Origin of the sequence: Novosphingobium hassiacum, assembly GCF_014196055.1 — a bacterium.
GTDB classification, from domain to species: domain Bacteria; phylum Pseudomonadota; class Alphaproteobacteria; order Sphingomonadales; family Sphingomonadaceae; genus Novosphingobium; species Novosphingobium hassiacum.
The window spans coordinates 91,678-104,119 of sequence record NZ_JACICY010000003.1 but is presented as its reverse complement, the minus strand read 5'-3'; the positions used below and the strand labels follow the sequence as shown (position 1 = coordinate 104,119).

The window sequence follows — 12,442 nt, the reverse complement described above, 5'->3', positions numbered from 1 at the left end:
CCGAAGCCGCCAACGAATTGATGCGGCTCGCGAAGCAGATTGCGCGCGCTAACCGCCTGTACCACGCCGAAGATGCGCCGGAGATCACCGACGCCGACTACGATGCGCTCGTTCGCCGCAATGCCGAGCTTGAGGCAGAATTCCCACACCTGATCCGGCCCGACAGCCCCAGCGCGCAAGTCGGCCACGAGGTCGCTGCCTCGCCCTTGGGCAAGGTCGCGCACGAGGTGCGGATGATGAGCCTCGACAACGCGTTTTCGGACGAGGAAATTGCCGAGTTTGCGGCCCGCGTGCGCCGCTTTCTCGCGCTGCCTGATGACGCTGAAGTCGCGATGACTGCCGAGGACAAGATCGACGGCCTGTCTTGTTCGCTGCGCTATGAAAACGGCAAGCTCGTCCGCGCCGCTACGCGCGGTGACGGGCAAGTGGGCGAGGACGTGACCGCCAATGTCGCCTACATCTCGGACATTCCGCAGGAATTGAAGGGCGAGGGCCTGTTCGACATTCCCGCCGTTTTTGAAATCCGCGGCGAGGTCTACATGGCCAAATCAGATTTCCTCGCCCTCAACGCAGCGCAGGAGGCCAAGGGCGACCGCCTCTTCGCAACCCCTCGCAACGCCGCCGCCGGTTCGCTACGCCAGAAAGACGCGACCGTCACCGCGAGCCGCCCCTTGCGCTTCCTCGCCCATGGCTGGGGTGCTGCCAGCGAGGTTCCGGCACAGACCCAGTTCGAGATGATGCACAAAATTGCAGGCTGGGGCGTGCCCGTCTCCCCACTGCTCGTCCGCTGCACCACAGCGGATGCCATGCTCGAACACTATCGCAAGATCGGCCAGCAACGTGCTGATCTGCCTTATGATATTGATGGCGTCGTCTATAAGGTCGATCGGCTCGACTGGCAGGCGCGGCTCGGCTTCGTCGCCAAAGCCCCACGCTGGGGCCTCGCGCACAAGTTTCCTGCCGAACAGGCCGAAACCACGCTCGAAGCGATCGACATCCAGGTCGGCCGCACGGGTAAACTGACCCCGGTCGGCCGTCTCAAGCCGGTGCTCGTCGGCGGCGTGACGGTTACCAACGTGACGCTCCACAACCGCGACGAGATTGGCCGCCTCGGACTGCGCATCGGTGACCGCATTGTCCTCCAGCGCGCGGGTGACGTCATCCCGCAGGTCGTCTCGAATCTCACGCGTGAAGAAACCCGCGAGCCCTACCATTTCCCCGACCACTGCCCGGAATGCCAGTCCGAGGCCGTCGCGGAAGAAGGCGAGGTCGATGTCCGCTGCACCGCCGGGTTGATCTGCCCTGCACAACGCGTCGAACGGCTCAAGCACTTCGTCAGCCGCGGTGCGCTCGACATCGAGGGGCTGGGCGAGAAGTCGATCATCGAATTCTACCAGCTTGGCTGGCTGGCAAGCCCTGCCGACATCTTCCGCCTGCGCAATCGTCGTTCCGACATCGTTGGGCGCGAAGGCTGGAAGGACAAGTCGGTCGACAATCTGCTCGCCGCGATCGAAGCCAAGCGCCAACCCGACGCCGCCCGCCTCCTGTTCGGCCTCGGCATCCGCCACGTCGGCGCAGTGACGGCGCGCGACCTGATGAAACGCTTCGTCACGCTGCCGGCGTTGCGAGAGGCGGCAGAAGCCGCGCATTCCTGCCCGCCTCACACCCAAGTTCCGTTCACGTCGAGCGAAGTCGAGACGCCGGGCTATGGTGTCTCGCCTTCGCTCGACACGAACGGAGTTAGGAGCGAAGCCACGGACGGAGCAGGTAGCGAGGCGAGAGCAGACCTCCTCTCAATCGACGGCGTAGGCCCGGTCGTCGTCGAAGCGCTCGCCGATTTCTTCCACGAACCGCACAATGTTACCGCGTGGGAAGACCTGCTCAGCGAAGTCGCTCCGCCGCCCTACATCGTCGAGACCCGCGCCAGCGCGGTCGCGGGTAAGATCGTCGTGTTCACCGGCAAGCTCGAAACGATGAGCCGCGACGAAGCCAAAGCGCAGGCCGAAGCCTTGGGCGCACGCGCTGCAGGCTCGGTCTCGGCCAAGACCGGCCTCGTTGTCGCAGGTCCGGGCGCAGGCTCGAAGCTCAAGCAGGCAGCCGCCCTCGGCATAGACGTCATCGACGAGGCCGCCTGGGCCGAAATCGTCCGCACTGCAGGATAAGCATGATGCTCGAAGACCTCGCCGCCATCGCCGCCCGCGCTGGAACCGCTCTAAAGGACCGCGGGCAGACGATCGCAGTGGTCGATGGCTCCACCGGCGGTCTGATCTCGGCAAGCCTGCTCGCCATGCCCGGAGCGTCGGCGTTCTACCTCGGTGGCGGAATTATCTATACCGTCAAGGGCCGCCGCATCGTGCTCGGTCACGAACCCGGCTCGCTGCGCCAGTACACATCGGCGACTGAAGCCTATGCCCTCGCGCAGGCCGACCTGATCCGCAAACGCTACGGCGCCGATTGGGGCATTGCCGAAACCGGAGCATCCGGCGGAAGAGCCCACCCGCTCGGTATCGGCTCGGGCACCAGCGCAATCGCGGTCGTCGGACCGAACGGCGTTTCGGCCTCGCGGTTGATCGAAACCCACAGCGACGATCGCCTTGCCAATATGCAGGCGTTCACCGCCGCCGCGCTGACCCTGCTCACCGAAACGCTGGTTACGCCCGCCGACGCCTAAGCCACAGGATCGACCAGTCCCCTCGCACGATCCGGCCCGCCAACCGCAGTCCGGCACGCCGATAGGCCGCCCGTACCGTTGGCTCCTGCGTCTCAAGCAATCCTGCCAGCAGCACGCTGCCGCCCGGCACCACGGCTGACGCAAAATCGGGCGCGAGTTCGACCAGCGGCCCCGCCAGAATGTTCGCGATCAGCAGATCATAAGGCCCGGCCGCCTCCAGCAAGGGATGCTCCATCCCCGCCGCGATCACCATCGTCAGCCGCCCCGGACCGCCACCGATGGCAACCCCATTCGCCGCCGCGTTCTCGAGCACCACCGGCCCGCACACCCCGTCGATGTCGCTCGCGATTGCCCGCGCGGCAGGCCACAGATGCAACCCCGCAAACGCCAGCAATCCGGTTCCGGTGCCGATGTCGGCAAGGTTGCGCACCCGCACGCCCTGCCGCTTCATGTGGCTCAGCATCGCAAGGCAGCCCGCTGTCGTCGCGTGCTGCCCGGTCCCGAACGCCTGGCTTGCGGGAATCACGAAATCGCGTACGCCCGGTTCGCGCAAGGCCAGATGCTCGGGCGTATGCACATGGAACACGCCCTCGCGGATGGGCTCGACGCCCTGTTGGCTCAGCGTCACCCAATCCTCGTCGGCCAGTTCCTCGATGTGCAGCGTCGGGGTGCTGCCGGGAAACAGCCGCGCGATCGCATTGCGGTCGGCCTTGCGCGGCTTGCGATCCATCCACGCTTCAAGCTGCCAGTCGTCGGGCTTGTCCTCGGCGATCTCGCTTCCCGCGATAACGATGTCATGGTCCCAGTCCCACGCATCCTCGTGCGCGACGAGCGCGGCCTGAACCAGATCGCGCGGCGCGAATGCGGTGATCTTCCAGCTCATGGCAGCAGCGCCGTATCGAGACGCGCGCGCGCTGACTTGACGATCACCCGGCAATCCTCGTCCTCGTACAAAGGCTCGGCCCCCGACATCCGCTCAGCCATCGCGCTGGCCGAAGGATGCGGCGTCAGCACGACGCCGCAGTCCATCTTGTCGACCATGTCGAACGTCTTGCGGAACATCGCCACCCGCTCGGGATGGTCGGCGAAGCGGTACGTGCCCAGCGGCAGTGCGGTCAGGCTGTCGAGATAGGTGAACTTGCGGCAGTCCGCGCCCTCGCAGCTCTGCCACGTCCAGCTGGTCGAGCCCTCGGTGTGGCCCGGCGTGGCGATCATCGTCAGGCGCAGCGGCCCGGCGACGAGTACCTGTCCGTCCTTCATGACCTTGTCGGGGCGAACCGGCGCAGAGCCATGGATTTCCTGAAATTGCGGATCGGCGGGATTGACCTTGCCCGATCGCAAGACCCGAACAGCCTCGGCCCGCGCCACGACTTTCGCCCCGGTCGCGCGCTTCAGTGCGGCCAGCCCGCCGACGTGATCGAAATGTTCGTGGCTCGATACGATCCAGCGCACGTCCTTCGGATTGAAGCCTGCAGTACGAATGTTCGCCAGTACCTGTGGCACGGCGCCCTCGGTTGCTGCATCCACCAGCACATGCCCCTTGGGCGAAGTCAGCAGCAGAACGGTCACGTTGCATGTGCCGACATACCAGACATTGCCATATATATGGACCGGCGGGGCAGGGTCGTCGAAGCTCTCCTTGCCCTTGCACTGTTCGACGAACCGGCGACCCGCAGCGGGGTCGGCGGCATCAGGAGCGGCAAGGGCGGGGAGGGCGGAACCGGACGCGATGAACGCAGTGGCGAAAAACAGGGGTAGACGAATGGACATCTGCGTTGTCTAGAAGCGCGCGAACGCAGGCGCAACGGGCTGTCCTTAATAACATCCCGCTCGCGCTTGCACGGTCGATCATTTCGACTAATACCGAATCGCATCCCGGCCGTGGCTTTGCTGCGGCCCCTTGCTGACTTCTAGGGGGTTACACGATGGCGCAGGCGCCCAAACCACGGCCACTATCGCCGCATCTTCAGATCTGGCGCTGGGGTCCGGGCATGCTGGTCTCGATCCTGCATCGCGTCACTGGCAACGGTCTGGCCTTTGCAGGCCTCGGCCTGCTGCTGTGGTGGATCGGTGCGCTGGCCAGCGGTCCCGAAAGTTACCAGAGCTTCCTCGATTACACGTGGACGGGCGCAGGTGGCGGCCTGCAGACGGCGACCGCACTGCTTGGCAAGGTCGTGCTGGTGGGCCTCAGCTGGGCGTTCTTCCAGCACGCGGCCTCCGGCGTGCGCCACCTGATCCTCGATATCGGCGCGGGTTACGAGCTCACCGCCAATAAGACGTGGTCCATCGCCACGATCGTCTTCTCGGTGATCGCCACCGTCCTGTTCTGGGCCTTCCTGCTGCTGCGCTGATGCGCCGGCGGGATTTGGCAAATTAAAGAGGCACACACCCATGGGTAACGGCACCTCAATCGGACGCGTCCGCGGTCTGGGCTCCAGTCACGAAGGCACCCATCACTGGCTGACCGCGCGGCTCACTGCTGTCGGCAACCTCGTCCTGATCACCTTCCTGATCGTCAGCCTCGCGCTGCTGCCGGACTACACTTACGCCACGGTGCGGGGCTGGGTCGCGCGGCCGCTGCCGTCGATCGCGCTGATCCTGATCATGATCAACACCTTCACCCATGCCCGTATGGGCGTTCAGGTGATGCTCGAAGATTATATCCACGGCGAAGGTGGCAAGGTCGCTGCATGGCTGCTGGTCAACATCGTGCCGTTCGTCGCTGCTGCTTTCGGCATCCTTTCGGTTCTTCGCATCGCCTTGGGGGGCGCGTAAGTCATGGCTTCCAGTTCCGCCGCTCCGGCATACAAGATCATCGACCACACTTATGACACCGTCGTCGTAGGGGCGGGCGGATCGGGCCTGCGCGCCACGATGGGCTCGGCACAAGCTGGCCTGCGCACCGCCTGCATCACCAAGGTCTTCCCAACGCGCAGCCACACCGTCGCCGCACAGGGCGGCATCGCGGCCAGCCTTGGCAACAACAGCCCGGATCACTGGACCTGGCACATGTACGATACCGTCAAGGGATCGGACTGGCTGGGCGATCAGGACGCGATCGAATATATGGTGCGCGAAGCACCAGCAGCGGTCTACGAACTGGAACACGCAGGCGTTCCGTTCAGCCGCAACGCCGAAGGCACGATCTACCAGCGCCCGTTCGGCGGCCACATGCAGAACATGGGTGAGGGGCCTCCGGTCCAGCGCACCTGTGCCGCTGCCGACCGTACCGGCCACGCCATGCTCCATGCGCTCTATCAGCAGAGCCTGAAGTACGATGCGGACTTCTTCATCGAATACTTCGCGATCGACCTGATCATGGAGAACGGCCAGTGCCGGGGCGTGATCGCGCTGTGCATGGACGATGGCTCGATCCACCGCTTCCGCAGCCACGCTGTCGTGCTGGCAACCGGCGGCTACGGTCGCTCGTATTTCACCGCGACCTCTGCCCATACCTGCACCGGTGACGGCGGCGGCATGGTGCTGCGCGCAGGACTCCCGCTGCAGGACATGGAGTTCGTCCAGTTCCACCCGACCGGCATCTATGGCGCGGGCGTGCTGATCACCGAAGGCGCGCGCGGTGAGGGCGGTTACCTGACCAACTCCGAGGGCGAGCGTTTCATGGAACGCTACGCCCCGTCGGCCAAAGACCTCGCCTCGCGCGACGTCGTGTCGCGGTCGATGGCGCTGGAAATCCGCGAAGGTCGCGGCGTGGGTCCGCACAAGGACCACATCTTCCTGCACCTCGATCACATCGATCAGAAGGTGCTGGCTGAACGCCTGCCGGGCATCACCGAGAGCGGCAAGATCTTTGCCGGCGTCGATCTGACCCGTCAGCCGCTGCCTGTGGTTCCCACCGTCCACTACAACATGGGCGGAATTCCGTGCAATTATCACGGTGAAGTCGTGACGATCGGCGCGGACGGCAATCCAGAGACGATCATTCCCGGCCTGTTCGCAGTCGGCGAAGCGGCCTGCGTTTCGGTCCATGGTGCAAACCGCCTCGGGTCTAACTCGCTGATCGATCTCGTCGTGTTCGGTCGCGCCACCGGCCTGCGGCTCAAGGAACTGATCAAGCCGGGCACCGCGCACAACGCGCTGCCCAAGGACAGCGCCGACATGGCGCTCGGCCGTCTCGATCACTTCCGCAACGCCAAGGGCGGCTCGCCCACCGCCGAAGTGCGCACCGAAATGCAGCGCACGATGTCGGCCCATGCAGCAGTGTTCCGCACCGACGAACTGATGGCCGAAGGCAAGGTCAAGCTGGCAGCCACGTACGAGCGCATGCAGGACATCAACGTGTCCGACCGCTCGCTGATCTGGAACTCGGATCTGGTGGAAACGCTCGAACTCGACAACTTGATCAGCCAGGCTTCGGTCACGATGCACTCGGCCTACAACCGCAAGGAAAGCCGCGGCGCCCACGCGCACGAGGATTTCCCCGATCGCAACGATGCCGAGTGGATGAAGCACACCGCGACGTGGTTCAATGGCTGGGGCGGCAAGGGCGGCGAGGTCAAGATCGACTACCGCCCGGTCCACGAATACACGCTCACCGACGATGTCGAGTACATCAAGCCCAAAAAGCGCGTGTACTGACCCTCGTAATTCCCGATTGAGTGCAACAGCGCGCGTCCCCATGGACGCGCGCTGTTGTCGTTTTGACACAGTGCCGACAAAGTTCGATTTGCTCGTGGACTTGTTGCAAATGATACTGGAACGCCCGCGGTCATCGGCTACCATCCGCTGATAGGATGTCGACAGGGGCAAAAATGCTTAAGATTCTACGTAACGGCCTGATCGGTGCAGCTTCGTTGCTGGCGCTATCGCAACCAGCGCACGCCGAATGGCTGCGGGCAAAGTCACCGCATTTCATCGTAATGGCCGACATGCCCGAAGCTGCCTTGAAAAAGCGGGTTGAACGCCTTGAGCGTTATCATGCTGCGTTGCGGACCCTGTTCAAGGTCGAACACGAAGGCGTCGGCACGATCTACATGATGCCAAGCCTCAGCGAACTGCAGAAGCTCGCAGGAGATGCCAACATCGGCGGTTTCTATCGCGGTGATGCACAGGGCGCGATCGGTTTCGTGCCGGAACGCCTGCCGTATGAGCGACCGGGCTGGACGCCCGAAATCGTCCTGTTTCACGAATACGCCCACCACATCCTGCTGTCCGGGTCGACCGAAGTCTATCCCGGATGGGTCAGCGAAGGGTTGGCGGAGCTTTTCGCCACGGCCAACCTGCGCCCAGATGGCAGCGTCGTGATCGGTGAGGAAAACGCATCGCGTGCTTTTGCCATGCTCGGCAATTCCCGCTGGACGGTTGAGCGTATGCTGGACAGCGACAGCAATCCGCCAAAGGGGCAGGAGCGCATCGAACTGTATTCCCGGGGGTGGGTGACGCTGCACTATCTTCTCGTCAGCGGAAAGCGGCCGGGTCAGTATGCGAAATTCGCGACGCTGGTCGATCAAGGCAAGAGCGGGCTCGAAGCTGGCCGCGCCGCATTCGGCGACCTTAAAAAGCTCGATAGCGAACTCGAAGCATACTTGCGTTCCAAGAAGTTCCGTAGCTACCTGATCGAAGCCGACAAGCTCGGCAACACCTCCAAGGTAGCAATCGAAAAGCTGTCAGCCGGTGAGGCAGAGTTCCTGCCGTATCGCGTGGTCTCAGCCAATGGCGTTGACCGCAAGAAGGCGCTGGCTCTCGTCCAGAAGGCCCGGCCTGTAGCCGCTCGCTATGCAAACGATGCGGCAGTCCAGCGCGGCCTCGCCGAGATGGAGTTCGACGCACAGGAGCTTGATCGTGCGGATGCCGCCGCCGACCGCGCCTTGGCGGTGGAGCCCGCAAATCTGATGGCAATCGTCTACAAGGGACGCATCGCCGCCACGCGCGCTGTCGCCAGCAAAGACCGCAACCAGTGGGCAACTGCGCGGCGCTATTTCCTGCAGGCTAACAAGCTGGATCCCGGCCACGCCCTGCCGCTGGTGCTTTATTACGACAGCTTCGTCGCCGCCAACGGCACCGCACCGCAAGGGGCTATCGACGGGCTCGCAAGCGCCTTCGCCCTCGCTCCTGCGGACCCGGGGGTTCGCGCGCGCATGGGCATCGAAGCGATCCGGTTGGGTCGCATTCCCCTCGCACGATCCATTCTTGCCCCCGTTGCCTATGATGCTCACAAGGCGGGCAAGAACCCGTTTGCCAAGCTCGTAGCCGATATCGATGGCGGCAAGGATCAGGCAGCGCTGCTGGCCAAAGCCGAGGAACTGAAGATCGGTCACGTCAACGAGTTCACCCAGCCCGTCGGTGAGGATGAAGAGGAAGGCAAGGAGACGAAGGGCAAGGAAAAGGCTCTGGCACTCTGAACAGGGCTGCATGGGCACGGACGTGACCGCCGTTCGTGCCCGCCGAGTCAGTTGTTCGACGATTGGGCTTTTGTTGGTGCGATCCCCGATGGCAGTTTCAGGCGTAACCTTCTGCCGAGGCGGATAGGTTCTGACGGATCTGGGAGTTAGCGATGAAAACAATCTTTGAGCGCCGTGCGGCACTGACCTTTGCCGCCGTTTGGGTCACGACCGCGACCCTTGCCTATGCCAGCGTCGCGCCGCAGGCTGTTCCGGCGCCACCCGCGCCTCCCTCACCGCCGTCGCCTCCCGCCTCACGCAATGCAGAGCATCGGGTGGTTATCGTCGAGAAGAATGAACAGGGCGCTGGCACTGACTACGTCCGCACGATTACGCGCGACGGCAAGACTTTCGTGTTCCAGACCGATCGGCCATTGTCTGATGATGAAGTCGAACGGCGCATCGTAGACGCTGAATCACGTGTCCCACCGGTGCGTCCGGTGCCACCCGTTGCCGACGGCTTTCACCGCCGGATCATGAAGCAGCGGGTCGTTGTGATGAACGACAATGGCGAGGACGTGACCGATGTGGTCACCGAGGAAAGCGAGCATTGCAAGGGCAAGAACCCGGTTTCCGACGTTGATACTTCAGCAGAAGACGGCGGAAAGCTCACGCGAGTCCGAGTGCGGATATGCGGCGCGCCCGAAGGACTGGAGCAGCACGCCATGGCCGAAGCGCTTAAGGGCGTGCGTCAGGCGCGCGACGAGATTGCCAGCGACAAGAGCCTGTCAGACTCCATCCGCGGACAGATTCTCAAGGATCTCGACGCAGAGATCGCGCGCCTGAGCAGCTGACGCTCAGTTGGTAGGCTGGACGACGGTCTTTGATTCGAACTTGACCGGCTTGCCCTTGGCATCCTTGGCAGCGACCTTCTTCTTGTCGCCATCCTTGGATTTGTCGTTGTCATCCTTGGCTTTTTCGGAAGCCTCTGCGGCATCGCGGGCGGCCCACAGCGTAGCGGAATCCTTGGCCGTCGCACTACGCGCCGGGTACTTGCAGCCGCGCTGCTCGCCCACGCCCTTCAGAAATGCGCGACGGACCGAGCCGGCATAGATCGCTTCGTTCCATTTGCGCTGCTGCGCATTGGCGCCGCTGATTTCGCGGATGACGCCGCCGAACGGAATCAGCGAGCTGACCAGCGACTTGGCCATGTTGCCGACTTTGGGGCCACCCTTGTCGTCGTCCCGGGCAATATCGATGTCATCGCCGAGAACCGCGTCAAGCTTGCCGATCTCGCTTGCGATCGCAGGACAACGCTTCAAGCCGCTGACATCGTACGGTTTGTCGCGTGCCGAGACCAGCAATGCTGGAACCTCGTCTTTCTTGATGTTGAGATCGCTGAGCGGCGTCGTTGCAACGTCGCCCGCAGTGACACGCTCTTGCGACACCGCCGTCTGCGCGATGGCAGGTCCGGCGATGGCGCAAGCGCAAGGCAATAGTGCGAACCGAAGAGCCTTGGTGATATGCATAAGTCTGTCCCCATTTTGTTGAGACAAGCACTGCAATCGGTTTCGGTTCCAAGAGACGACTTAAACTTCCTTGAACGTGTCGCACTGATCCTCGTCGGCGGTCTCCAAGCCCTTGCGCAACCATTGCATTCTTTGCGCGGCGCTACCGTGGGTGAAAGCGTCCTCTACCGGACGACGACCTGCAGCCTTCATCAGGGTATCGTCACCGATCTGGTGCGCCGCGCGCATGCCTTCTTCGATGTCACCCGCTTCGATCCGGTCGCGGTTTCGGCCTGCCCAGACGCCCGCGTAGCAATCGGCCTGAAGCTCAAGCTTTACAGAGAGTTGGTTTGCCTGACTGGGGCTGCGCTGTTGCAATTGTCGGACCTCCGTCGAGGTGCCGAGCACGTTCTGGATATGGTGCCCGTATTCATGCGCCATCACGTAGACGCGCGCAAAATCGCCGCCCGCACCCATCTGCTTGTCCATCTCGTTGTAAAAGTCGGTGTCGATGTAAATACCTGAATCACTGGGGCAATAGAACGGCCCCATCGCACTTTGTGCCGCACCGCAGCCCGATTGCCCCGCCTGCGAATAGAACACCAGTTTGGGCGGTTGGAATTTGATGTTGGCTTGTTGGAACAGCGGCCCCCAGGTCTTGTTGAGCGATGACATCGCGTTGCAGCTTTCGCGGCTGAATTCGTTCACCGCGCAGCTTTCTTCAAGCGACGTTCCGCCCTGCTGCTCGACCGGCGCGCTGCTTTGGCCCTGCTGGAGCGAGCCGAGCATCTGCGCCGGGTCCACCCCGAAAACCACCGCAGCGATCAGCGCGATGACGATCGAGCCGCAACCGATCTTGCCGCCACCGCCCATGGGGAAGCGCCCGCCGCCACCGCGCTGGTCCTCGACATTGATGGAGTTGTCGAAATCGTCGAGACGCATGGGCCTGCCCCTTTTTGTTTTGGCTACTGGACAAGCGCGATGCGGACCGCGATGCCTGATTGAAGATGGTATCCAGAAACCCCGGAGTAATTGAATGTTCCTGAAGGGCAAGAGTGCGCTCGTAACCGGCTCCACTTCCGGTATCGGCCTCGCCTATGCGAAAGCGCTCGCGGCAGAGGGTGCCGATATCGTGCTCAACGGCTTTGGCGAAGAGTCAGAACTTGCGCGGTTGTGTGATGAACTGGCGGCAACTAGCGGTGGACGCGCGATTTTTGCGCCAGGCGACTTGACCAAGCGCGAAGGCACCGAGGCGATGATGGCCACTGCGTTGGCAGAGTTCGGCGCGGTCGATATTCTGATCGCCAACGCGGGAATGCAGCATGTCGCGCCGGTCGAGGCGTTTCCCGTGGACAAGTGGGATGCAATCATCGCGCTCAACCTGACGTCCGCCTTCGACGCTTGCCGCCTTGCAATCCCGGGAATGAAAGCAAAGGGCTGGGGCCGGATCATCTTCACCGCATCGGCGCATTCGCTGACGGCTTCGCCGTTCAAGGCGGCCTACGTCGCGGCCAAGCACGGTCTGGCAGGCCTGGCAAAGACATTGGCGCTGGAGCTTGCCACCGATGGCGTGACCGCCAACTGCATCAGCCCGGGTTACGTGTGGACGCCGCTGGTGGAGAACCAGATCCCCGATACGATGAAGGCGCGCGGGATGACGCGCGAGCAGGTGATCAACGACGTCATGCTGGTTCGCCAGCCTACCAAGCAGTTTGTCCAACCCGATGATGTGGCGGCTCTCGCGTTGTTCCTGTGTCGCCACGAAGCGCGCAATATCACTGGCGCCAACTACAACATGGATGGCGGTTGGGTCGCTGAATAGCGAACGCCCAACTTTATCTGGCTCGGCGCGTCCAAAAAGGGAACTTGCGCTTGCTAGCTGGTTTTGTCAGCTAAGCGCTGCGATGAGGCGTTTGAGGGCA

General features: G+C 63.1%; 12 protein-coding genes. 8 read left to right on the top strand and 4 right to left on the bottom strand.

All coding sequences use genetic code 11. The features are described 5' to 3' along the window. Positions 1-20 precede the first annotated feature (20 nt). Both ligA and GGQ88_RS07740 read left to right on the top strand, forming a co-directional pair. A complete protein-coding gene (gene ligA, locus GGQ88_RS07745) occupies positions 21-2,162 on the top strand; it encodes an NAD-dependent DNA ligase LigA (protein ID WP_183612903.1) in 2,142 nt (713 codons plus the stop codon). A gap of 2 nt (positions 2,163-2,164) precedes the next feature. After that, positions 2,165-2,671: a CinA family protein gene (locus GGQ88_RS07740; RefSeq protein ID WP_221214572.1), complete on the top strand. Its 507-nt coding sequence runs from the start codon at positions 2,165-2,167 to the stop codon at positions 2,669-2,671. On the opposite strand, the gene GGQ88_RS07735 is transcribed toward GGQ88_RS07740, so the two are convergent. After that, positions 2,652-3,554, bottom strand: coding sequence for a 50S ribosomal protein L11 methyltransferase (locus GGQ88_RS07735; protein ID WP_183612582.1), 903 nt, complete (start codon positions 3,552-3,554; stop codon positions 2,652-2,654). The genes GGQ88_RS07740 and GGQ88_RS07735 overlap by 20 nt on opposite strands. Beyond that, positions 3,551-4,441 (bottom strand): subclass B3 metallo-beta-lactamase, encoded by an 891-nt coding sequence (bla, locus tag GGQ88_RS07730; protein WP_183612581.1) that lies wholly within the window; start codon positions 4,439-4,441, stop codon positions 3,551-3,553. The genes GGQ88_RS07735 and bla overlap by 4 nt, the downstream gene beginning before the upstream one ends. A 155-nt stretch (positions 4,442-4,596) precedes the next feature. Here bla and sdhC point away from each other — a divergent pair, with 155 nt between their 5' ends. From sdhC to GGQ88_RS07705, 5 genes are all read left to right on the top strand, one after another. Continuing rightward, positions 4,597-5,022 (top strand): succinate dehydrogenase, cytochrome b556 subunit, encoded by a 426-nt coding sequence (sdhC, locus tag GGQ88_RS07725; protein WP_183612580.1) that lies wholly within the window; start codon positions 4,597-4,599, stop codon positions 5,020-5,022. A 40-nt stretch (positions 5,023-5,062) separates the two neighbouring features. After that, positions 5,063-5,446, top strand: coding sequence for a succinate dehydrogenase, hydrophobic membrane anchor protein (gene sdhD / locus GGQ88_RS07720; protein ID WP_183612579.1), 384 nt, complete (start codon positions 5,063-5,065; stop codon positions 5,444-5,446). A 3-nt stretch (positions 5,447-5,449) separates the two neighbouring features. Then, positions 5,450-7,270, top strand: a complete 1,821-nt coding sequence (gene sdhA, locus GGQ88_RS07715) for a succinate dehydrogenase flavoprotein subunit (RefSeq protein WP_183612578.1) — start codon at positions 5,450-5,452, stop codon at positions 7,268-7,270. 173 nt (positions 7,271-7,443) lie between these two features. Then, positions 7,444-9,033 (top strand): hypothetical protein, encoded by a 1,590-nt coding sequence (locus tag GGQ88_RS07710; protein WP_183612577.1) that lies wholly within the window; start codon positions 7,444-7,446, stop codon positions 9,031-9,033. 152 nt (positions 9,034-9,185) lie between these two features. Further along, positions 9,186-9,866, top strand: a complete 681-nt coding sequence (locus GGQ88_RS07705) for a hypothetical protein (RefSeq protein ID WP_183612576.1) — start codon at positions 9,186-9,188, stop codon at positions 9,864-9,866. Positions 9,867-9,869: 3 nt separating this feature from the next. Here the strand turns inward: GGQ88_RS07705 and GGQ88_RS07700 are convergent, their stop codons facing one another. Together GGQ88_RS07700 and ypfJ are read right to left on the bottom strand one after the other, a co-directional pair. Further along, entirely contained in the window at positions 9,870-10,541 is a 672-nt protein-coding gene (locus tag GGQ88_RS07700; RefSeq protein WP_183612575.1) for a hypothetical protein, read from the bottom strand. 60 nt (positions 10,542-10,601) lie between these two features. Beyond that, positions 10,602-11,462 carry a KPN_02809 family neutral zinc metallopeptidase gene (ypfJ, locus tag GGQ88_RS07695; RefSeq protein ID WP_183612574.1) on the bottom strand — a complete coding sequence of 287 codons (861 nt, stop codon included), beginning with the start codon at positions 11,460-11,462 and terminating at the stop codon, positions 10,602-10,604. A 94-nt stretch (positions 11,463-11,556) separates the two neighbouring features. Between ypfJ and GGQ88_RS07690 the strand changes: the two genes are divergently transcribed. Next, a complete protein-coding gene (locus tag GGQ88_RS07690; protein WP_183612573.1) occupies positions 11,557-12,342 on the top strand; it encodes a 3-hydroxybutyrate dehydrogenase in 786 nt (261 codons plus the stop codon). Positions 12,343-12,442 lie beyond the last annotated feature (100 nt).